General features: G+C 70.1%; 18 protein-coding genes. 14 read left to right on the top strand and 4 right to left on the bottom strand.

Annotated elements, in window-relative coordinates; all coding sequences use genetic code 11:
- The first annotated feature begins 34 nt into the window (after positions 1 to 34).
- Together AB0N89_RS36580 and AB0N89_RS36575 are read left to right on the top strand one after the other, a co-directional pair.
- Positions 35 to 1051 (top strand): ABC transporter permease, encoded by a 1017-nt coding sequence (locus AB0N89_RS36580; RefSeq protein ID WP_364214810.1) that lies wholly within the window; start codon positions 35 to 37, stop codon positions 1049 to 1051.
- Entirely contained in the window at positions 1044 to 1976 is a 933-nt protein-coding gene (locus AB0N89_RS36575) for an ABC transporter permease (RefSeq protein ID WP_364214788.1), read from the top strand. The genes AB0N89_RS36580 and AB0N89_RS36575 overlap by 8 nt, the downstream gene beginning before the upstream one ends.
- A gap of 414 nt (positions 1977 to 2390) precedes the next feature.
- On the opposite strand, the gene AB0N89_RS36570 is transcribed toward AB0N89_RS36575, so the two are convergent.
- Positions 2391 to 4172 (bottom strand): ABC transporter ATP-binding protein, encoded by a 1782-nt coding sequence (locus tag AB0N89_RS36570; RefSeq protein ID WP_364214785.1) that lies wholly within the window; start codon positions 4170 to 4172, stop codon positions 2391 to 2393.
- A 157-nt stretch (positions 4173 to 4329) separates the two neighbouring features.
- On the opposite strand from AB0N89_RS36570, the gene mshB reads away from it, so the two are divergent.
- Genes mshB through AB0N89_RS36555 form a run of 3 tightly spaced genes read left to right on the top strand, consistent with a single transcriptional unit; the run spans position 4330 to position 6393 of the window.
- Positions 4330 to 5172, top strand: coding sequence for an N-acetyl-1-D-myo-inositol-2-amino-2-deoxy-alpha-D-glucopyranoside deacetylase (mshB, locus tag AB0N89_RS36565; RefSeq protein ID WP_364214782.1), 843 nt, complete (start codon positions 4330 to 4332; stop codon positions 5170 to 5172).
- Entirely contained in the window at positions 5169 to 5594 is a 426-nt protein-coding gene (locus AB0N89_RS36560) for a hypothetical protein (RefSeq protein WP_364214779.1), read from the top strand. The genes mshB and AB0N89_RS36560 overlap by 4 nt, the downstream gene beginning before the upstream one ends.
- On the top strand, positions 5587 to 6393 hold the full coding sequence (locus tag AB0N89_RS36555) for a hypothetical protein (RefSeq protein WP_364214776.1): 807 nt from the start codon (positions 5587 to 5589) through the stop codon (positions 6391 to 6393). The genes AB0N89_RS36560 and AB0N89_RS36555 overlap by 8 nt, the downstream gene beginning before the upstream one ends.
- Here the strand turns inward: AB0N89_RS36555 and AB0N89_RS36550 are convergent.
- A complete protein-coding gene (locus tag AB0N89_RS36550; protein WP_364214807.1) occupies positions 6377 to 7138 on the bottom strand; it encodes a site-2 protease family protein in 762 nt (253 codons plus the stop codon). The genes AB0N89_RS36555 and AB0N89_RS36550 overlap by 17 nt on opposite strands.
- Before the next feature lie 171 nt (positions 7139 to 7309).
- Here AB0N89_RS36550 and AB0N89_RS36545 point away from each other — a divergent pair, with 171 nt between their 5' ends.
- Positions 7310 to 7693 (top strand): WhiB family transcriptional regulator, encoded by a 384-nt coding sequence (locus tag AB0N89_RS36545; RefSeq protein ID WP_007028952.1) that lies wholly within the window; start codon positions 7310 to 7312, stop codon positions 7691 to 7693.
- A gap of 158 nt (positions 7694 to 7851) precedes the next feature.
- Complete coding sequence (locus tag AB0N89_RS36540) at positions 7852 to 11154, top strand: glycosyltransferase family 2 protein (RefSeq protein WP_364214773.1); 3303 nt, start codon at positions 7852 to 7854, stop codon at positions 11152 to 11154.
- Between the two features lie 360 nt (positions 11155 to 11514).
- Here AB0N89_RS36540 and AB0N89_RS36535 read toward each other — a convergent pair whose 3' ends face one another.
- The gene (locus AB0N89_RS36535; RefSeq protein WP_005150818.1) at positions 11515 to 11946 is read right to left on the bottom strand and encodes a metallopeptidase family protein; all 432 of its coding nucleotides are present in this window, start codon (positions 11944 to 11946) and stop codon (positions 11515 to 11517) included.
- Positions 11947 to 12062: 116 nt separating this feature from the next.
- Here AB0N89_RS36535 and AB0N89_RS36530 point away from each other — a divergent pair, with 116 nt between their 5' ends.
- The 6 genes from AB0N89_RS36530 to AB0N89_RS36505 all read left to right on the top strand — a co-directional run bounded on the left by AB0N89_RS36530 (position 12063) and on the right by AB0N89_RS36505 (position 17130).
- Positions 12063 to 12416 (top strand): DUF3499 domain-containing protein, encoded by a 354-nt coding sequence (locus AB0N89_RS36530; protein ID WP_073848429.1) that lies wholly within the window; start codon positions 12063 to 12065, stop codon positions 12414 to 12416.
- 71 nt (positions 12417 to 12487) lie between these two features.
- Positions 12488 to 13843, top strand: a complete 1356-nt coding sequence (locus tag AB0N89_RS36525; protein WP_364214770.1) for a phosphomannomutase/phosphoglucomutase — start codon at positions 12488 to 12490, stop codon at positions 13841 to 13843.
- A 52-nt stretch (positions 13844 to 13895) separates the two neighbouring features.
- Entirely contained in the window at positions 13896 to 14117 is a 222-nt protein-coding gene (locus tag AB0N89_RS36520; RefSeq protein WP_364214767.1) for a Trm112 family protein, read from the top strand.
- Entirely contained in the window at positions 14101 to 15192 is a 1092-nt protein-coding gene (locus AB0N89_RS36515; protein ID WP_364214764.1) for a hypothetical protein, read from the top strand. Before AB0N89_RS36520 ends, AB0N89_RS36515 begins: the two co-directional genes overlap by 17 nt.
- Before the next feature lie 70 nt (positions 15193 to 15262).
- Entirely contained in the window at positions 15263 to 16486 is a 1224-nt protein-coding gene (manA, locus tag AB0N89_RS36510) for a mannose-6-phosphate isomerase, class I (RefSeq protein WP_364214804.1), read from the top strand.
- Between the two features lie 131 nt (positions 16487 to 16617).
- Entirely contained in the window at positions 16618 to 17130 is a 513-nt protein-coding gene (locus tag AB0N89_RS36505; protein WP_364214761.1) for a hypothetical protein, read from the top strand.
- 46 nt (positions 17131 to 17176) lie between these two features.
- On the opposite strand, the gene AB0N89_RS36500 is transcribed toward AB0N89_RS36505, so the two are convergent.
- Positions 17177 to 20191 (bottom strand): BTAD domain-containing putative transcriptional regulator, encoded by a 3015-nt coding sequence (locus tag AB0N89_RS36500; protein ID WP_364214758.1) that lies wholly within the window; start codon positions 20189 to 20191, stop codon positions 17177 to 17179.
- 142 nt (positions 20192 to 20333) lie between these two features.
- Between AB0N89_RS36500 and AB0N89_RS36495 the strand changes: the two genes are divergently transcribed.
- Positions 20334 to 21251, top strand: a complete 918-nt coding sequence (locus AB0N89_RS36495; RefSeq protein WP_364214755.1) for a cation diffusion facilitator family transporter — start codon at positions 20334 to 20336, stop codon at positions 21249 to 21251.
- Positions 21252 to 21344: the final 93 nt, after the last annotated feature.

The raw sequence follows: 21344 nt of genomic DNA, 5'->3' as shown, positions 1-21344 counted from the left end.
CTTCGGCGACCAGGCCCGGATGAGGAGCAGTTCGTTGAACCTGGTGATCTACATTCTTCGCCGTCTGGCGATATCGATTCCCGTCCTGTTGGTCGGGACTTTCCTGTGTTTCGTCATGGTCGCCGGCACCGGTGACCCGCTCGCCGAGATGAAGAGCAACCCGGCCATGAGCAAGGAAGCCATCGCCCAGATGGCCTCGCAGCTCGGGCTTGACCAGAGCATCGTGCCCCGGTACTTCACTTGGCTCGGCAACTTCATCACCGGCGACTGGGGCGTTTCCATCGCACAGGGCAACGCGCAGGCCCCGGTGTTCCCGAAGGTCATGGCCGCGTTCGAGGTCACCTTGAAGCTGGTCGTCGGAGCCGAGATCCTCGCGCTCATCCTCGGCGTCCTGGTCGGTGTGGTCGCGGCGGTCAAGCAGTACTCGATCATCGACTACATCGCCACCACGCTGGCCTTCCTGCTGTTCTCGATGCCGATCTTCTGTGTCGCCATCGTGCTGAAGGGCTACGCGATCCAGTTCAACGGCTGGGTCCGGGACCTGGGCCTGTCCGATGTGCTCGGTAATCCCTGGATCCGCACCACGAGCCCGGAATCGCTGAACTTCGACGGTCCAGGCGGTTTCCTGGCGAGTTATGTGGGCGCGTATCTGCTACCGACGTTGTCCATCATGGCGATCAGCTTCGCCGCCTACAGCCGGTTCCAGCGCGCTTCGATGCTGGAGACGCTGAACGCGGACTACGTGCGGACGGCGCGCGCCAAGGGCCTCGCCAACGGCCGGGTCATCTTCCGTCACGCCTTCCGGAACGCGCTCATCCCGGTGACCACCCTGTTCTCCGTCAACTTCGGCGCCGTGCTCTCGGGCGCGATCATCACCGAGACGGTGTTCAACTGGAACGGCATGGGCAAGCTGCTAGTCGAGGCCGTGGTCAAGAGCGATACCCAGGTGATGATGGGGTGGCTGGTGCTCATCGCCAGCAGCATCATCGTCGCCAACCTGATCGCTGACCTGATGTACGGCATCCTGGACCCGAGGATTCGCGTTGGCTGACTTGAATTCCCTTATCGCGGCGGAAGACTCCAAGTCCGCCGATGGCACGCTTCCGGAAGAGGCCCTGCCCGAACCCCGGAGCCAGGGCAAGCTGGTCCTGCGCAAGTTCCTGCGGCACAAGCTGGCGATGATCTGCACGGGCATCCTGCTGCTGCTCGTGCTGACCGTCATCATCATGCCGATCTTCTGGCCGCACAGCTACGAGGACAGCTCCTTCCCGTCCTTCGCGAAGCCCAGCGCGGACTATCCGCTCGGGACGACGCAGGTCGGCAAGGAGATGGTGTCGCAGATCCTGCGCGGCACCCAGTACTCGCTGCTGATCGCGCTCGTGGTGTCGATCATCGCGACCACCATCGGCACGATCTTCGGTGCGATGGCGGGCTACCTGCGCGGCTTCACCGACTCCGCGATCTCGCGCGTGACGGACCTGTTCCTGATCGTCCCGCAGATCGCCGCCGCCGCCATCCTGGCGAAGGTGTTCGGTGGCGGCAGCTGGTACATCGTCGCGATGGTGCTGGCGGCGTTCGGCTGGATGCCGATCGCGCGTATCGCCAGGGCCGAGGCGATGTCGCTGTCCCAGCGTGAGTTCGTGGACGCCGCCCGCGCGTCCGGCGCCGGGACCTTCCACATCGTGTTCAAGCACCTGGTGCCGAACATGGTCGGCCTGATCACGGTCAACGCGACCCTCGCGGTCGCGCAGGCCGTGCTGATCGAGGCGGCGCTGTCCTTCATCGGGCTGGGGGTGCAGCTGCCGGACACCTCGCTCGGCCGCGTCATCCTCGAGAACTACGCGCAGCTGCAGAACCGGCCGGCGCTGTTCTTCGGCCCGTTCATCGTGCTGGTGCTGATCTCGCTGACGATCAACTTCATCGGTGACGGCCTGCGGGACGCTTTCGACCCGCGGCAGCGCCGTATGAAGGCGTAAGACCCTCTTTAGCGTGTGAAGGCCCCCTTCCCCCCCGGCTCAGCCCGGGGGGAAGGGGGCCTTCACACGTTTCAGGGGTTGTGGGAAGTCCTGAGCGCCACGCTTGAGACGTTGAGCGTCCCGTGCGTGGCGCCGCTGGAACCCGGCCTTCACGATGGCGCCGGAGTACATGAAAGGGCGAAGGTCCGTGAAGGCCTCCTTGAGGGACCCAGAGTCCCTCAAGGAGGCCTTCACGGACCTTCGCGGCTGGAAGAGCTTCGGTCCGGGTGGTCGCGGGTGATCACACGTGCCGTCCACTCAGTCACACGCAAGCGCCGGCTCGGCACCTCCCCGCAGCCCGCTCGCCCCAAGTACGTGAAAGCCCCCTTCACTGCGTCTAGCGCAATGAAGGGGGCCTTCACGTACCTCTGAGGGTCAGTCGGCCACCGGGGCCAGCTTGCCCGCTTCCCAGGCCGCACGCCGCTCGGCCTGCAGCACCGGGTCCGCGACCGGCGCGGCCGAGAGCAGACGGCGGGTGTAGTCCTCGCGCGGCGAGTGCAGCACCTGGTCACGGGTGCCGACCTCGACGAGCTTGCCGTGCTGCATCACCGCGACGCGGTCGGCCAGCAGGTCGACGACGGCGAGGTCGTGGCTGATGAACAGGCAGGCGAACTGCAGCGAGCGCTGCAGGTCCAGGAACAGGTCCAGCACGCGGGCCTGCACCGACACGTCCAGCGCCGAAGTGGGCTCGTCCGCGATCAGCAGCGCCGGGTCGAGCGAGAGCGCCCGCGCGATGGCGACACGCTGGCGCTGGCCGCCGGACAGCTCGTGCGGGTACCGGTTGCGGTAGTGGCCGCCGAGCTCGACCTTGTCCAAAAGGGACGCCACGCGCTCGTTCAGGGCCTTGCCCGACAGGAACTTGTGCAGCACCATCGGCTCGGCGATCGACTCGCCGATGGTCATCTTCGGGTCCAGCGTGGACGCCGGGTCCTGGAACACGATCGAGAAGTAGCGGCGCAGCGGGCGCAGCTCCTTGTTCGACATGTTCGTGATGTCCTTGCCCGCGATCGACACGGTGCCCGCGGTCGGGGTCAGCAGGCGGATCGCGCAGCGGCCGACGGTCGACTTGCCGGAACCGGACTCGCCGACCAGCCCGACGATCTCGCCCTTGGCGATGCTCAGCGAGACGTCGTCCACCGCGCGGTTCTTCGCCTGGCCGCGACGGCCGGGGTACTCCAGCACGAGGTTCTTGATCTCGAGCGCGGGCGCGCTCTCCTCGATGACGGACGCGAGCTCGGTGTCTTCGAGCCGGATCTCCTCGGCGATCTTCGTGGCCTCGTCGCTGTCGGCGGAGATGCCCTCGTCGTCGAGCAGGCGGCGTCCCGCGGGACGCTGGCCGAGCACGGGCACCGCGGCGAGCAGCTTGCGGGTGTACTCCTGCGACGGCGACGCGAACAGGTCGCGCACCGGCGCCTCTTCGACGATGTTGCCCTGGTACATCACGACCACGCGGTCGGCGAGGTCGGCGACGACGCCCATGTCGTGCGTGATCAGCACGATCGCGGTGTTCAGGGTGTCGCGCAGCTTGCGAAGCAGGCCGAGGATCTCCGCCTGCACGGTGACGTCGAGCGCCGTGGTCGGCTCGTCGGCGATGATCACCTTCGGGTCGCAGGAGATCGCCATCGCGATGACGACGCGCTGGCGCAGACCGCCCGAGAGCTGGTGCGGGTACTGCTTGAAGCGCAGCGGCGGGTTCGGGATGCCGACCATCTCCAGCAGCTCGATGGCGCGCTTGTCGGCGGCTTCCTTCGAGATGTCCTGGTGCGAGCGCAGCGCCTCGCGCAGCTGCCAGCCGACGGTGTAGACCGGGTTCAGCGCGGTCATCGGCTCCTGGAAGATCATCGCGACCTGGTTGCCGCGGATCTTCTGGAGGTCCTTCTCCTTGAGGTCGGCGAGGTTGCGCTCGCCGAGGCGGAGCTCGCCGGCGATCCGGCTCGTCTTCGGGAGCAGCCCGAGCACCGACATCGAGGTCACCGACTTGCCGGAGCCGGACTCGCCGACCACCGCGACGATCTCACCCGGCTTGACGTCGAACCCGATGCCCTTGACGGCGTCGACCACGCCGTCGTCGGTCGGGAACGAGACGCTCAGGTCGGAGATGGACAGAACCGAACCCGACACGCCGCCGAGGTCCGACGATGCTGCTTCAGTGCTCACCAAGATGCCCTTCGTGGGGGTACATATGGTCACGGCGCATGGGCCATGACTCGCGCGAGGATAACCGAGAGTCGCCCGACTAAGGTCGGTGCTCGGGGCTTCCGTTCCCGACACCCTATAAAGGAAAGCGCGCCGTGTTCGAATTAGTCTTCAAGCCGTGATCTCCGATCGGCCCAAATTGCTCCTCGTGCACGCCCATCCGGACGACGAGAGCATCACCACCGGTGGCACCATCGCGCGCTACGCCGCCGAAGGGGCGGACGTGACCGTTGTCACGTGCACTCTCGGTGAGGAAGGCGAGATCATCCCGCCTTCCCTCGACGGGCTCGGTTCGTGGGCCTCCGACCAGCTCGGCGGCTACCGCGCGGGCGAACTGGCGTCGGCCTGCGCCGCGCTGGGCGTCACCCGGCACCGTTATCTCGGCGGCATCGGCCGCTGGCGTGACTCGGGGATGGCCGGGACGCCGTCAGCGGCCCATCCGCGCGCGTTCTCCGGCGGCGACCTCGACGAGCAGGCCGCCCAGCTCGCGAAGATCCTGGACGAGGTCCGCCCCCAGGTCGTCGTCACATATGACGCTTTCGGGGGTTATGGGCATCCCGATCACATCCGCGCCCACGAGATCACCATGGCCGCGGCGCCGAAGGCCGCTTCGGTCGAGCGGGTCTTCCATACTGTTTCTTCTCGCGACGCCGTCACGGCCGGGCTCGCCGCGCTGCGCGGGCGTTCGGCGTTCCGGGTGCCGGAAGACGGCGAACTCCCGGTGACGCCGGACGAGACCATCACCACCGTCCTCGACGTCGGCGCGCACGTCCCGGCGAAGGCCGCCGCGCTGCGGGCGCACGAGACCCAGGTCAGCGTGCCCGCCCCGCCGCATCTCGCGGACCACTTCGCGCTGAGCAACGACGTCGCGCAGCCGATCACCCCGAACGAGTACTTCGTGCTCGCCCACGGACCGGCCGAAGGCGCCGGATCCGATCTGTTCGGGGGACTCGCTCAGTGACCGCGCCGTCACCGCCGCTCACCTCGCGACAGCGTCTGCTGCTGGTCCTGCTGTGCTTCGACGCGCTCTTGCTCGGGCTGCTCGAACTGTTCTTCCTGCCGCTCCGGCTCGACGGGATCGTGCTGCCGAAGCTCGGTGACTTCCCCGCGCCGGTGACCGTGGTGCTCGCGGTGATCACGACACCGCTGCTGGTGCGGACGACCGCGAAAGTGGTCCGGCCCTCCTTTTCGGTGATTCCGCTGCTCGTCTGGGTACTCGTCGTACTGGGAGTGGGTGTGACCGGCCCCGGTAATGATCTGGTGCTGATACAGGACTGGCGGGCGCTGCTGCTGATCGGCGGCGGGGCCCTGCCGGGAGCGCTGGCGCTGGGCGGCGGTCTCGGCATGGCGGCGAAAGCCGCGAAGGGAGGCAGCGGTGGGTGAAGCGATTTCGGACCGCCAGGTCGTGGCGGTGCTGCGGCCGTTCGTCCGCGCATGCGGGCCGATGGTCGACGCGTTGCGGGACGCGGATCCGTTCGGCCTCCAGGCCAGGGGACGCCGCCACGAGGATCTGGACGACGTCGAACCGGGACTGAAGGACAAGCTGCTCGACGGGATCACCTCGGTCAAGGTGCCCGGCACCGCCGCCTGGGCGGAGATGTCGAACTACCAGCGGACCCATTGGTGGGTGAACCGGGTCGGCCGGATCACCGCGCTGGTGACCGCGATCCCCGGGATCGGCGGCGCGCTCGCCGACCGGCTGCCCGTGCAGGACGCGCTCGGCTCGGCGGCGCAAGGGGTGCTGCTGTGTGCGATCGCGGGGGAGTACGGCGTGACCGACGTCGGCACCCGGGTCCGGCTGATCGCGTGGGTGCTCTTCGAACGCGACATCGACCCGGTGATGGCCGCGGGCAAACACGCGGAGCATGACAAGGCCGCCGAAGACGACGAAGCGGCGAAGCTCACCGAAGAACTGGACGACGCGAAGAAGAAGCACGGCAAAGTCACCCTGAAGGCGGCCGCCGGCACGCTGTGGCGACTGGGCAGGGGACTTCTGGGCATCGTCGAGGAACTGGAGAAGCGGCCGCGCGGCACTCTTTTCCACCGGGCGCTCGGGAAGCTGCCGGTGGTCGGCATGGCGGGCGACTACCTCGGCGAGCGGTCCGGGCTCAAACGCGTCTGGAAACGGGCGCACGAGTGGTTCACCGCGCACCCCGAGGGCGAGCTCACTTCCAGAACATGAACGCGTCTTGTCCGTACATGGCCGCGAGCTTGAAACCTCCGACGGTGTCGAAGATCGCGTAGGACACGTCCCAGAGCAACGGGCTGGCCCCCGGCACGGCGAACAGGATCGCGAACAGGATGAGCGGCGCCCACGGCCGGGCCTTCGCGCCGAACTCCCGCGCCCCGGGCGAAAGGTACGGCTCGATCGCGCCCCAGCCGTCGAGCCCGGGGATCGGCAGGATGTTCAACAGGAACGTGACGATCTGCAGCAGCGCCAGGAACGAGAGCCCGATCACGAGGCCGTTCGCCATCGGCACCAGCGCGACGACGAGTGTCAGCGCGACGCCGACGCCGAGGTTGCTCAGCGGCCCGGCGAGCGAGACCCACGACTGGACACCGCGTGAGCGCAGGCGTCCGTGTTCGATCCACACCGCGCCACCCGGCAGCGGGATGCCGCCGATGATGAGGAATACCAACGGCAGGACGATGGACAGCACCGGATCCGTGTATTTCCGGACGTCCATGGACAGGTAGCCCTTGTGGGCGACGCTGTGGTCGCCGCCGCGGAACGCCACGACCGCGTGGCCGAACTCGTGCAGCGTCAGGGACGCGACCCAGCCGCCCGCGACGAGCAGGACGACGCCGGTGATGATGAGCGGGTCGTACTTCTGGCTGTAGATGGTGGTCGCGTCACCGAAAGCCGCCAGCACACCGCCCAGGACGGTGGCCGCGAGGATGCCGAGGAAGATCGGGCTTGGCCGCACTGCTGATCTCTGCACCCCACCAGTCTTCCGTATGCCCGATGTGAAGTCCTCGGCGTGTCCCCTTGCGCGATCGAGCGCGAGTATCCCCCGAACTCGCTACTCCGCTTGACCTGACCGCACTACACGGGTGTAATCACAGTGATGTCATTCGTCGCTGGAAGGGGGCGGCGGATGGTGTTTCAACACCGCCAGCCTGGGGAGTGCGTGGACAGCGAGGAGGCGGACGTGCGGTTGGAAGCAGATGGAAGGGAATGGGGGCAAGTCGTGGGTTGGGGTGAGGTCCCGGAGCAGCAACTGGGCGATCTCACCGAGCTTTTCGACGATGCCTCCGCGGAAGAGCAGGACTGGCAGGAACGGGCCCTCTGCGCGCAGACGGACCCGGAGGCGTTCTTCCCCGAGAAGGGCGGCTCCACCCGTGAAGCCAAGCGGATCTGCCTCGGTTGCGAGGTCAAGGACGAGTGCCTCGAATACGCCCTCGCGCATGACGAGCGGTTCGGTATTTGGGGCGGGCTCTCCGAACGCGAGCGTAGGAAACTGAAAAAGCGAGCTGTGTGACGGCGATCTCCGGCACCCCCAGTGCGCCGGAGATCGCTTCCTGCCGCTTCCCTGTCGTTCTCACCGCCCCGGTTCCATACCGTGGGGCCACCAACGGGTGACAGGGTCGCGTCGTAGGGTGGCGGCACTCGACTTCGCCGCCACATCTGGAGTGCCCGTTGTCTCGCACCGCCGCGTCATCTGTGCCGCGCACGGCCCCCGTTCTGGCCATTGTGGTCTGTCACAACGGCGAGAACTGGTTGCCACTGGCGCTTTCCGCGCTGCGGCGCAGCGGTGTCCGCCCGCGGCACGTGCTGGCCGTCGACACCGGATCCACCGACCGGACGGCGAAGATCCTCGCCGACGCGGCCGCCGCTGAAGGCGTCGCCGGCGAAGCACCGGTCCTTGATGGAATTCTCACGCTTTCGGGTGACGTCGGCTTCGGTGCCGCTGTCGGTGAAGCCGTCGAGTACGCCGTCGAACGCTGGGGTGACCCCGGCGGCTGGCTTTGGCTGCTGCATGACGACTGCGCGCCGGAACCCGATTGTCTCGAAAACCTGTTGGCAGCGGCCGAAAACGAGTCCGCGGCGACGGTGCTCGGCCCGCTCGCGGTGGACTGGAGCGACCCGCGGCTCATCGTCGAAGCCGGGCTGTCGACCGACGCCATCGGCCATCGGCAGCAGGTCTCCCCCGAGGAGAGCGACACCGCGGTGCTCGCCGTGCCGAGCGCGGGATCGCTGGTGCGGCGGGAAGTCTGGCACGACCTCGGCGGCTACGACCCCGGATTTCCCTTGCTGCGCGAGGATCTCGACTTCGGCTGGCGGGCCAACGCCGCGGGCGGCAAGGTGCTGTCCGTCCCGTCGGCCCGGCTCCGGCACGCCCGCGCGCTCAGCACCGGGCAGCGGGAACCGGACGCGCTCGGCCTTTCCCTGGCGACGGCGAACCGCGCGCACGGGCTCCGGGTGTTCCTCGTCAACTGTTCCCCGTTGTCGTTTTGGTCCGGGCTGCTGCGGATCCCGTTCTTCGCGGTGTTCCGCGCGCTCGCGTTCCTGGTGCTGCGGCGCACCGGTGAGGCGGGCGCGGAACTCGCGGCGACCTGGTACCTGCTGCGCGGTCGCGGCGGACTGCGCGCGGCCCGCGCCGGACGTCGCGCCGAACGCCGCAAGACCGACCGGCCGGGTGATGTCCGCGGGTTGTTCACCGGACGGATGACGCGGCTGCGCAACGCGGTCCGCGCCGGTGTCGTCGGGCTCGTCCGGCGCGGCGTCGAACGGGACTTCGCCCTCGGGACCGTGCCGGAGAGCGCGGATCAGGAAGGGGCCTGGATCCCGCCGGAGGCGTTGAAGGCCGGGCAGGATCGCCCGGTCGGTCCCGGCGCGCTGCCCGCCGGGGCGATGCGCGGGGTCGGCTCGCGCGGAACGGGACTGAGGCGGCCCAGTGCCGTCGTCGCTGTCGCCGTCCCGGAGAAGCCCGCGGTGAGCGGGCCGAAACCGTCGCCGGTGCCGCGGGACGGCGGACGCCGCCCGGAACCGGAACTCGTGTTCGTCGAGGTCGACCGGAAACGAGTGCTGAGCGCGACCGTGTTCGCCCCGCCGGTGATCATGCTCGTCGTCCTGACGGCGCTCGCTTTCGCGGTCAACGGTTCCCGGCTCGGCCTGGACCTGTTCGGCGGGAAGCTGCTGCCTGTCGGCGGGCTCGGCGAGATCTGGTCGTCCTATCTCGCGCCGTGGCACGCGATCGCCGGCGGGACGGCGAGTCCCGCTCCGGCGACACTGCCGGTGCTCGGCACCATCGGCGCGCTCTTCGCCCCGATCGGCGGACCCGCGGCGCTGGTCGCGATCCTGCTGATCGGTGACATCCCGCTCGCCGCCCTGAGCGCGTACGCGGCCACTCGGCGTCTTCGGGTGCGTCGCTGGGTTCGTGCCGTCGTCGCGGCGGCTTACGGCGTGCTCCCGGCGGCCACCGCCTCGGTCGCGCAGGGACGGCTCGACGTCGTCGTCGTGCACCTGCTGTTGCCGCCGGTGATCGCGGGCATCGCGGGGCTGCTGGTCCGCGCGGACTCGCGATGGCTGCACGTTTCCGCGCTGAGCGCGATCGGGCTGGCGCTGATCGGCGCCTTCTCGCCGCTGGCGCACGCGCTGGCGGTGGTCGGGCTGGTGATCGGGTTCGTGGTGCTGCCTTCGCCGACCGGGCTCGCGCGGCGGATCGCTTCGGTCGGGATCGTGGTCTTCCTGCCGCTGGCGTTGCTGCTGCCGTGGCCCAGTGTGCTGCTGCGGCATCCGGAACTGTTGCTGCACGGGCTCGGCGGCGGGGCGACGGCCGCGTCCGGCGCCGACCTCGCCGGGCTGGACCCGGGCGGTCCCGGCGCGTGGCCGATCGGGGTGGCGCTGGTCGCGGCCGCGATCGTCGCGCTGGTCGTACGGCCGACGAAGGGCGCGGGCGGCGGGGTCGCGGTCGTCGTGCTGGGTGCGCTGGGGCTCGTGGCGGTGCGGTTCGTGGCGGTGACGCCGATGTCGGGCGGCGCGCACGCGACCGGGTACGCCGGGGTGCCGCTGCTGGTGATCGGCGCGGGTCTGCTGTGGACGGTGCTGGCGACCTGGCAGCGCGGCGGGAGCGGCGTCGATCCCGCGCCGTGGCTGGCGAAGGTCACTGCCGTGGCCGGGGTGCTCGTGCTGCTGGCGCTGGCGACCGGCGCGGTCGTCGCCGGACGGGAAGGCCCGCTGCGGTCGGGTGAGCGTCCGTCGCTGGCTCCGGAGATCTCGGCTGAGCTGGCCGCGACCGGACGCTCGGTGCTGGTGGTGGGTTCTTCGGCGGAGCCGGTGAGACAGACCGGCGGGCGGTTGCCGTTCTACGGCGACGACGAACTCGCGCCGACGCCCGGCAGCGCCGATCGGCTGGCCTCGTGGCGCCGGGACCTTCTCCAGGGCTCGCCGGACGCGGTCAAGCAGGCCTTCGCGTCGGCTCTGGCTTCGGGGGCGCTGTACGTCGTGCTGCCCAGCGGTGCCGACGGCGGCGCTTTCGTCGGACTCGCGCGTGACCTGGTCGGCCCGGCCGCGCCGACCTCCGACGGACGGCCGGTGCTCCGCTTGCTGCCCGCCGGTGGGCAGGTGGCGTTGATCTCGCCGGAACTGTCGCAGGCGGCCGTGACCGGGAAGGGCGCGCCGGGGGCGTCGCCCGGGGTGGCGCCGGTGCAGGCAGGGCTGCCGGACGTGCGGGTGCGTGTCTCGGACGGGCCGACCGGGCGGCTGCTCGTGCTGGCCGCGGAGTTCGAGGCGGGCTGGCAGGCGAGTGTCGACGGGAAGGCCGTGCCGATCGTGCGGGCCTGGGGGCATCAGGTGGCCGTCTCGGTGCCGCCCGCGCCTTCGGAGGTCGTGGTGGAGCACCAGGGGACCACGCGGAACCTTCTCCTGCTGGCGCAGGTGGCGGCGGTGCTGTTCACGCTGCTGACCGCTGTTCCCACGCGGCGGCGACCCACTCTTTGAGCTGTCTTGTGTCGGGGTTCCGCTCGGTGGCCTTCGGGACTTCGGGGCTTGGGAACCCTCGCCACGCGTGCGCTCGGGTGCCCGACCCTCACTCGGGCGACTCGGTGCCGTCTCCCTTGAGCCGCGTGTCCCGAGCGCCACGCTGGGGACGTTGAGCGTCTCTTGCGTGGCGCTGGGGCCTCGGGCCGCTCGCCGGGAACCCCCACCAGAGCGAGTTGTCCACAGCCCGATCCCCTTGTGGACAACTCCGCCCTCCGGCGTCGTTTCCGCAGTTCCAGCCGGTGCCTCGCGATAAACTGGGCTGGGGACGCCCCCCGGGGAAGGGCGGGGGCTGGGCAGGGGGGAAGTGAGGGGAGGGGGTTAGTCGCCTTCGATGACGTCGGGTTCGACGCCGAGGTAGCCCGCGACCTGTTCCACGAGGACGTCGTGGACGAGTTCCGCGAGTTCGCCGGGGTCCTTCGCGCGCGCTTCGAGGGGGCGGCGGTAGAGGACGATCCGGGCGCGCGTGGGGAGGCCGGCGCGGTCTACGCCGGCGGGTACGAGTCGCGAGAGCGGGACGGCTCCGTCGTGCAACACGCCGTCGACTCCGGCCGGTGCGCCATCCGAGCGAACTTCGGGAACGTCGTCGACGGCGACGTCGAGCTTCGTCAGCTCGTGCCGCCATCGCGCTTCGATCGGTTCGAGCGCGTCCAAAACCAGCGCGTCGAACCTTTCCGCCCTGCTAGCGGCGGCGGGAAGGGTCGACGGATACAGCGCTCCGCGCAGGCCCCGGCCGTGCCGGTCCCGTCGCATCCGCCGTCGCTGTCGGGAATCACGAGCCGTCTCCACGCACCGAAGGGTACGCGCTCGGAGAGTCGAAGCGCGTGTCGCCGGTACGCCGGGCTCGCGACGCGCTATCGTTCTGGATCGTGCGGAGCGTACGAAAGTGTTCGCGAACGGGTTGTCTCGAACCCGCTGTCGCCACGCTGACGTATGCCTACAGCGATTCGACAGCCGTAGTGGGCCCTCTGGCCACCGCGAGCGAGCCGCACTCCTACGACCTCTGCGAAGCCCATGCCCTGCGGCTCACCGTGCCCAAGGGCTGGGAAGTCGTCCGGCACGAGGGCGCCTTCGCCGCCCCCGACCCCTCCGCCGACGAGCTGACCGCGCTGGCCGAGGCCGTCCGTGAAGCGGGCCGCTCGGACAAGCCCGCGCCGGAGCCCGAACCCGAGGGACCGTCGGGCAGGCGCGGCCATCTGCGCGTGCTGCCCGGCCGAGCCTGACGCAAGGGCTCGCCGGTAGGCTTTCGAGCGCGCCAGAGGGCGTTGAACGAGACTATCGGCGGGGAGCAGGCGTGCCAGACCTTTCGGGCATCGTGAAGGCCTACGACATTCGCGGCGTTGTCGGTGAGCAGCTGGACGCGGCCCTCGTGCGCGACCTCGGCTCGGCGTTCGCCCTGCTGATCAAGCCGGAGTCCGACTCCGTCGTGATCGGCCACGACATGCGCGACTCGTCGCCCGAGCTGGCCGCCGCGTTCGCCGACGGCGTGACCTCCCAGGGCCTCGACGTCGTGACGATCGGCCTCGCCAGCACCGACCAGCTCTACTTCGCGTCCGGGTCGCTGAACCTGCCGGGCGCCATGTTCACCGCCAGCCACAACCCGGCGAAGTACAACGGCATCAAGCTGTGCCGGTCGGGTGCCGCCCCGGTCGGCCAGGACTCCGGTCTCGCGGAGATCCGCGACACCGTCGAGCAGGGCGTGCCCGCCTTCGCCGGCCAGCGCGGTGCGGTGACCGAGAAGGACGTCCTCGCGGACTACGCGGCGTACCTGCGCAAGCTCGTCGACCTGTCGGGCAGCCGTCCGCTGAAGGTCGTCGTCGACGCCGGCAACGGCATGGGCGGCTACACCGTCCCGACCGTCTTCGCGGGCCTGCCCATCGAGGTCGTGCCGATGTACTTCGAACTCGACGGCAATTTCCCGAACCACGAGGCCAACCCGCTCGACCCGAAGAACATCGTCGACCTCCAGGCGAAGGTGCGCGAAGAAGGTGCCGACGCGGGCCTGGCCTTCGACGGTGACGCGGACCGCTGCTTCGTCGTCGACGAGCGCGGCGAGCCGGTGTCGCCGAGCGCCATCACCGCGCTGGTCGCGATCCGGGAGCTGGAGAAGGAGCCGGGCGGCACCATCATCCACAACCTGATCACGTCGAAGGGCGTCCCGGAGATCGTCGCCGAACACGGCGGCAAGCCGGTGCGCACCCGGGTCGGGCACTCGTTCATCAAGGCCGAGATGGCCAAGAGCGGCGCGATCTTCGGCGGCGAGCACTCCGCGCACTACTACTTCCGCGACTTCTGGCGCGCCGACACCGGCATGCTGGCCGCGCTCCACGTCCTCGCCGCCCTCGGCGAGCAGACGGGCCCGCTGTCCGAGCTGACGGCGGAGTACTCGCGCTACGCGGCCTCCGGCGAGATCAACTCGACGGTGGACGACCAGGTCGCGCGCATGCTCGCGGTCAAGGACACCTTCTCCGCGCGTGACGGCGTCGAGATCGACGAGCTCGACGGCCTCACCGTGCAGCTCCCCGGCGGCGGCTGGTTCAACCTGCGCCCGTCCAACACCGAGCCGCTGCTCCGCCTGAACGTCGAGGCCGCCGACGCCGAGGCCGTCCGGGCCCTGACCGAAGACGTACTGGCGATCGTCCGTGGGTAACGAACGTGGCGTGAAAACATCCACAGAGACGTCCCACAGGTAGGAGTAACCCATGGCCGTCACGCTTGACGCACAGTTGCTGGAGATCCTGGCCTGCCCGTCACCCGACCACGCACCGCTGCGGACGGGGACGCCGGCCGATCCCGAGGCGGACGCGCTGACCTGCACGGAATGCGGTCGCATGTATCCGGTCCGTGATGGAATCCCGGTACTCTTGCTGGACGAAGCCACCGAGCCGACGACCCCGGATGGCGCCCATGCCGACGGTCCCTGACGATTCCCTCCTCGACGATCCCGCGCGGTTGGCCGAAGCCGACACCGCGGGGCTTCTCCGTGCCGCCGCGATGGCGGGCGCCCAGGTCCGGGCGACCGCCGAGGCCGCGGCCGAACTCGAGCTGAGCGATCGCCTGGACGTCGGGCGACCGCGCTCGCTCGTGCTGATCGACCGGCCCGGCGTCAGCCGGACGCTGACCCGGCTGGTCGCCGCGCTCCTCACGCCGTCGTGCCCGGTGCCGGTGGTCGTCGCCGAGGTCGTGCCGAGCTGGATCGGCGCGCTCGATGTCGTCTTCGCGCACACCGACGACGCCGGCGACCGCGAGCTGGCCGCCTCTCTGGAGCGTGCGGCCCGGTTCGGGGCGACGGTCGTGCTGTCCGCGCCCGCCGAAGGCCCGGTCGCCGCTTCCGTCGCGGGCAAGGGCCTGCTGCTCGCGCCGAGGCTCCCGGTCCCGCCGGAGATGGCGTTCCCGCGCGGGCTCGCCGCCGCCCTGCTGACCGCGAACGCGCTCGGCCTGCTCGTGGCCGATCTGGAGCAGCTCGCCGATCAGCTCGACGCGGAAGCCGAGAAGGATTACCTGGCCCGGGAGTCGTTCGCGAACCCGGCCAAGGCGCTGGCGCTGAAGCTGGCCGAGCGCCAGCCGCTGCTGTGGGGACTGGACCCGGTCGCGGTCGCCGTCGGCGAGCACGCGGCCCACGCGTTCGCCGCCCACGCGGCCGTCGTGTGTGACGTGGAGGACTACCGCCAGGCACTGGCCAGGCCCGCCTTGCGGCGGGCGGCGTTGTCCGAGGGCGTGGAGCGCGATATCTTCGCGGACCCGGAGGAGGGGGCCGGCGCGGCGCCGAGGGTGCTGCTCCTCTCGGTTCGGACGGGGCCCGCCACGGAGGCGGCCCGCTATCAGGCGGAAGATCTGCTGCCCGGTGCGGATGTGATCGCCCCGGCCGAAGAGATCGAAACGGACGAGATCGTGCGTGCGGCCGTTCTCGCGCTGCGTTTCGAGCTGGCCGCGGTTTATCTCGGGCTGGCCGTCGGCAGCATCGGCGGCGCCGGGAGGTACACGCCTGCAACGGCGTGAGCCCCGCGTGCGACGTAAGGAATGAGGGCCGGCACAAACAACCCGTGCCCGGCGAGGAGTTGAGGTGACAGTGGAGCTGCTGCGCAATGCCGTGCGGCCCTACGCGTGGGGGTCCAGAACGACGATCCCCGAGCTGCTGGGGCGTCCGGTGCCGGCGCCGCATCCGGAGGCGGAACTGTGGATGGGCGCCCACCCCGGCGACCCGTCCCACGTCATCGGCCCGGACGGCACCGAGCGGAGCCTGCTGGAGCTCGTCGAAGCCGATCCGGTCGGCCAGCTCGGCACGAGCTGCGCGGACCGCTGGGGCGGCAGGCTGCCGTTCCTGCTGAAGATCCTCGCGGCCGAAGAGCCGCTTTCGATGCAGGCGCACCCCTCGGCCGCGCAGGCGGCGGAGGGGTACAAGCGTGAGGAGTCGGCGGGGATCCCGCGCGACGCGTCGAACCGCAACTACCCGGATCCGACGGCGAAACCGGAACTCGTCTGCGCGCTCACGGAATTCCACGCGCTGGCGGGCTTCCGTGACCCGGAACGCACGATCTCGCTGCTGAAGGCGATCGAAACGCCCGGGCTGGCGAAGTACGCGGTGCTGCTGGAGGCCCAGCCGGATCCGGCCGGGCTGCGTGCGCTGTTCACCACCTGGATCACGCTGCCGCAGGCCGCGCTCGACGAATTGCTGCCCGAGGTCCTCGATTCGTGCGTGAAGCACGTCCAGGAACGCGGCGAGTTCAGCGTCGAATGCCGGACCATCCTGGAACTCGGCGAATCGCATCCGCGGGACGCGGGCGTGCTCGCGGCGCTGCTGCTCAACCGGCTGACCCTCAGCGCGGGCGAGGCGATCTACCTGCCCGCCGGGAACCTGCACCTTTACCTGCACGGAACCGCCGTCGAGATCCTGGCGAACTCGGACAACATCCTGCGCTGCGGGCTCACGCCCAAGCACGTCGACGTGCCGGAGCTGCTGCGCGTCGTCGACTTCGCGTGCGGCGAGATGCCGGTCCAGAGCGGGGAACGCGAGCAGCGCCTGTCGGTGTACCGCACCGACGCGCCTGAGTTCGAGCTGTCGCGGATCGAGTGGGAGGCGGGGGACGACGGCGAGATCGCCGTCCACGACGTCGGCCCGCAGATCCTGCTGTGCACCGCCGGCGGCCTGCGGGTGACGGCCGACGACGGCGAACAGGTCGAACTCCGCCGCGGCCAGTCGGTGTGGCTCCCGGCCGCCGATCCCGCCGTCCTGGTGCGCCCGCTCTCCGGCGAGCGCACCCAGGTGTTCCGGGCGACCGCCGGCACCTGCTGACCCCTTTTCGCGTTACTCGGGCGAAGTGTGTGCGTTCCGTGTGGCGGGTTCCGCGACCATCATCCTTACGGGTGACCCGGCGATTGTCGTCGGCTTCTCCCGGATGACGATGGCCGAGGAGAGCAGCAGCAGTGACTTCCCATCCCGACGCGGTGAGCGGACGTGCTTACCGGGTGCCGGTCTCCGTGCGCCCCGCCGCCCTGCTCGCCGCGCTCGGAATCGCCGTCGTGACCGCGCTCGTCCCGGTCGTCGACCTGGTGGTCCCGCTTCCGGACGGCCAGGACGTGGCGGGTTCGGCCCCGGCGTTGGCGAGTCTCGCCGGTGACGCGATCGAGGCCGTCAAAGTCGCGAGTTCCGGCCTGCAGGAGCTCGCCGTCGACGCGGAGCACAGGCTGCACCTTCCGCTGGTCGTGCTGATCACGCTCGGCGCGCAGGTGCTGCTCACCGCCGCGCTGGTCGTGAGCGGCACCCAGCCCCTCCGCGTGATGCTGACCGTCGCCGGGCTGATCAACGTGGTCGCGGTCGCGCGCCTCGAACCGGCCTCGCCGCCGGTGTGGGACGCCGCCGCCAACGGGGTGCTGGTGATCGCGCTGGCCTGGTTCTCCGCCCTCCGGCGTGAATCGCGCGTGCTCTTCGGGAGTTGATCGGACTTCCGGGTGGTGCTCGTCTGAGGGGTCGGGCACCACTCGGTCAGGCCGGGGCGGGTTCGGTGAGCGACAAAAGCAACCGGACGAGGGTCGAAGCGTTGGCGTCGTGGGGGACTTCCAATCGCTTCGCCTCTTCGCCCGCCGCCTCGGCCGCCTCTGTTTCCCCGACGGCCTCGTACGCCCTGCGCAGCACGTGCAGGGTGAGGCCTGTCGCGGGTTTCCCGCCCATGGCGCGGAATTCGTCGAGGCATCGGCGCAGCACGGGGATCGCGCGATCGGCTCGGCCGTCGCCGATCCAGCTCGCCGCGATCGCGCGCGTGCACGAAAGCTCTCGCGGGCGTTCTTCGAGCGAGCCGGCCAGCCGACGCGCGTTCTCGTAGGCCTTCACCGCGTCGGCGCGCCGCCCGGCACCGGCGAGGATCGCGCCGTGCGTGCGCAACGACTTGGCCAGCGCCGAATTCGCCGTCGTCCGGCGCAGCACGCGAACGGATTCCTCGATCGTCTCCAGCGCCTCTTCCTCGCGGCCGTCGAGCATCAGCGACCACGAAAGTCCTTGCAGGGCAACGCCGAGCTGACGTTCGTCGCCGCTTTCCCGCGCGTGCGCGAGGCTCCGGCGGTCGATCTCCAGCGCCTCGGAGACCTTGCCGAGCCGGTGCAACGCCGCCGACTCCGCGTGCAGTGCGTACGCCCCGGGCCCGGTTTCCTCCACAATGGACAGTGCCCGGGCCTGGGTCGCGGCGTGCAGGGACTCCCCGGCCCGGCCGAGGCCGACGAGGCAGCGCGCCAGATTCGTCTCGACCCATGCCTGCGCGGAAACGTCGCCCAGTTCCGCCAGTTCCTTCGAGCATTCGCGGTAACCCTCGACGGCGCGTTCGTATTCGCCGCGAACGTGCAGCAACACGGTCAGGTTCGCCTCGGCGATGACGGTGATGTGCCTGTCGCCCGCCTTGAGCGCGGCGTCGCGCAGGATCTCGTACGCCGCCCGCATGTCGGTGTAATGACTGTGCAGGTACAGGTACGCGCTCAGTCTTTCCAGTATCCGCAACGCTTTCCGCAGCCAGCCGACCGCGCACATCGACGAAACGGCGGACACCAGGTTCGCCCGCTCCACGGAGAACCAGGCGTCGGGATCGCGCAGCAGCCGCTCGACCAGCTCGCCGGACAGGGGCTGCGCGGGCAGGTCCCGATCCGACAGCGGCATCGGCACCGTCCTCGGCAGGCGGCGGGCCGCCGTGTCGGCGAGGCACAGCGCGGCGTCCGACAACTTCGCGACGGTGGCGACCCGCTCGGCACGGGTTTCCAGCTCCCGGCCGAGTTCCGTGGCGAACACGCGCACGAGATCGTGCACGCGGAACCGCTGCTCACCCGTCGGATCGAGACCGGTGGCTTCGAGCAGGCTGGCCTCGACGAGCTCGTCGATCGCCTCGTCCGCCTCTTCGTCGGCCGTGTGGTCGATGAGGGTCGACACCGCCCAGGCGGGAAGGTCGAGCGTCCGGCAGCGGCCGATCAACCGGAGGGCGCGCCGCGCGGACGGGCTCAGCGCCTCGTAGCTCAACGCGATACTGCCGCGTACCTGGAGATCGCTGACCCGGAGTTCGTCGAGGCGTGAGACCTCGTCCTCCAGTTTCCCGGCGAGTTTCCCGAGCGGCAGGCCCGGCCGCATGGCGAGCCTGCTGCCCGCGATCCGCAGCGCCAGCGGGAGATTGCCGCAGGCCTTGGCGATCCGCTCCGCGTCGGCGCGTTCGGCGCCCACCCGATCCGGCCCGGCCAGCCGCTCCAGCAGCGTCAACGCCTCGGCACCGGACAGCGGCGCGAGGTGCAGGCGATCCGCCCCGGCTAGCCCGGAAAGCCTTCGCCTGCTGGTGACCAGGACGGCGCTGCCCGGCGTTCCCGGGAGCAGTGCGCGGACCTGTTCGGGGCCGGCGGCGTCGTCGAGCACGACCAGGACCCGCCGGTCGGCGAGACGGCCGCGATACGCCGCCGCCCGTGCCGCGACGTCGTCCGGGATGGCGGGACCGGTCACGCCCAGCGCGCGCAACAGGTCGCCGAGGACGTCGGCCAGTTCGCGGGGGTTGGAGGCACCCGCCAGCGGGACGAACAGCTGCCCGTCCGGGAAGGACCGGCGGAGCCTGTGCGCGGTGCTGACCGCGAGGGTGGACTTGCCCGCGCCGGGTTCGCCGGTGATCACCGCGACCGGGACCCCCGCGCCGTCGCCGAGCAGCCCGGAGAGCCGCGCGATCTCGCCCTCGCGGCCCGCGAGGTCCGCGATGTCCGGGGGCAGCTGGCAGATCGGGAAGACCTGCGCGGCCTTGGCCGACGGCACCGGATCCTCACCGCGCAGCACGGCGGCGTGCACGCGGCGGACCTCGGCGCCGGGCTCCACGCCGAGTTCCTCGACGAGCGTGGTGCGCAGATCGCGGTGGACGGCCAGTGAATCGGCCTGCCGTCCGGCGCGGTGCAGCGCGATCATCAGCTGCGCGGCCAGCCGCTCGCGCAACGGATGTTCGGTGATCATCGCCTGGAGTTCGCCGGTGAGCTCGCCGTGCCTGCCGTCGGACAGTTCGGCGTCGACGCAGTCTTCGAACGCGGCGAGGCGTTCCGACTCGAGCCGGGCGATGTCCGCGTCGAGCCGGGGAAGGTGCAGTCCCGACAGGACCGGCCCGCGCCATTCCGCCAGCGCCCGACGGTAGTGTCCGGCGGCCGCCACCGGATCGCCCGCCCGCGCCGCCGCCTTCCCCGCCGCGGCGGCTTCGCGGAAGGACAGCAGATCGAGGTCGGCGGGCTCGACCACCAGCCGATAGCCCCGCGGATCCCGCTCGATCTCCAGGCCCTCGAACCGCGCCCGCAGGCGGGAGACGTACGTGTGCAGATTCGAGGAGTAGGACTTCGGCGGTGTCTCCGGCCAGAGCGTCTCGACCAGCGCGTCGACCGGGACGGACGAGTTCGCGTTCAGCAACAGGACCGCCAGCAGGGCACGCTGATGATCGCCGCGCGGCGCTGTGCGCCGCCCGGGCGGGCTCTCGATCGTCAACGGTCCGAGCACGCCGAATCGCGGCACGGGCACCTCCCAGGTCCTGAGAGGGCGACACTAGCGATGGGTTCCGACAATTCTGTGACCTGTCCCGCCCGGCGCGTACCGGCTCATCTGCACTGCTAGCCTTCGAACCCGGCATATCGGGACACCATTTGGGGAGTTGCACGTGTCTGCAGGTGGCGGAACCAAGGCGATCATCGCCGCACTCGTGGCGAACGCCGGAATCGCGGCCGCGAAGTTCACCGGCTTCCTCATCACGGGGTCGTCTTCGATGCTCGCCGAGTCCGTGCACTCGCTCGCGGACACCTCGAACCAGGGGCTCCTGCTGCTCGGCCAGAAGACCTCGCAGCGCAAGGCGACCCGCGCGCACCCGTTCGGCTTCGGGCGGGACCGGTACTTCTACTCGTTCATCGTCGCGCTGATGCTCTTCAGCCTCGGCTCGGTGTTCGCGCTGTACGAAGGCATCCACAAGATCGGTGAGCCCGAGCCGCTGACCTCGCCGTTGGTGGCGGTCGGCATCCTCGTGGTCGCGATCGGACTGGAGTCGTTCTCCTTCTACACCGCGATCCAGGAGTCGAAGAAGATCAAGGGCGACGCGGGCTGGTGGGCGTTCATCCGCCAGGCCAAGACCCCCGAACTGCCGGTGGTGCTGCTGGAGGACGCGGGCGCGCTGCTCGGCCTGGTGTTCGCGCTCGCGGGCGTCGGGCTCTCGGTCGTCACCGGCGACCCGGTGTGGGACGGCATCGGCACCGTCATGATCGGCGTGCTGCTCGGCATCATCGCGATCATCCTGATCATCGAGATGAAGAGCCTGCTGATCGGCGAAGGCGCCACTCCGGCCGACCTCGACACGATCGTCGACGAACTCGCCGCGGGCAAGGTCGAGCGGGTCATCCACATCCGGACGCTGTACATCGGCCCGGACGAGATGCTGGTGGCCGCGAAGCTCGCGCTGGTGCCGGGGCTGGAGACCGGCGAGGTCGCGCAGGCCATCGACGACGCCGAAGCTCGTGTGCGGGCGAAGGTTCCCACAGCGAAGCTGATCTATCTCGAACCGGACCTGGATCGCTCGCTGGCGCGCTGAGTCTGCGCTCTCGGTCCCGGGCGCTTTCGAGTGTCATGAAAGGGTCGTTCAGGACGTTTTTCGTCCTGAACGTCCCATTCATGACATCGGGGC

It is taken from the genome of Amycolatopsis sp. NPDC089917, assembly GCF_040684635.1.
Classification (GTDB): Bacteria; Actinomycetota; Actinomycetes; order Mycobacteriales; family Pseudonocardiaceae; genus Amycolatopsis.
This window is presented reverse-complemented; position numbering and strand designations above follow the sequence as displayed.

Coding starts and splice junctions, on each gene's coding strand:
- AB0N89_RS36515 (WP_364214764.1), top strand. CDS start 14,101: ATGCCGACGGTCCCTGACGATTCCCTCCTCGACGATCCCGCGCGGTTG.
- AB0N89_RS36520 (WP_364214767.1), top strand. CDS start 13,896: ATGGCCGTCACGCTTGACGCACAGTTGCTGGAGATCCTGGCCTGCCCG.
- AB0N89_RS36545 (WP_007028952.1), top strand. CDS start 7,310: ATGGTGTTTCAACACCGCCAGCCTGGGGAGTGCGTGGACAGCGAGGAG.
- AB0N89_RS36535 (WP_005150818.1), bottom strand. CDS start 11,946: ATGCGACGGGACCGGCACGGCCGGGGCCTGCGCGGAGCGCTGTATCCG.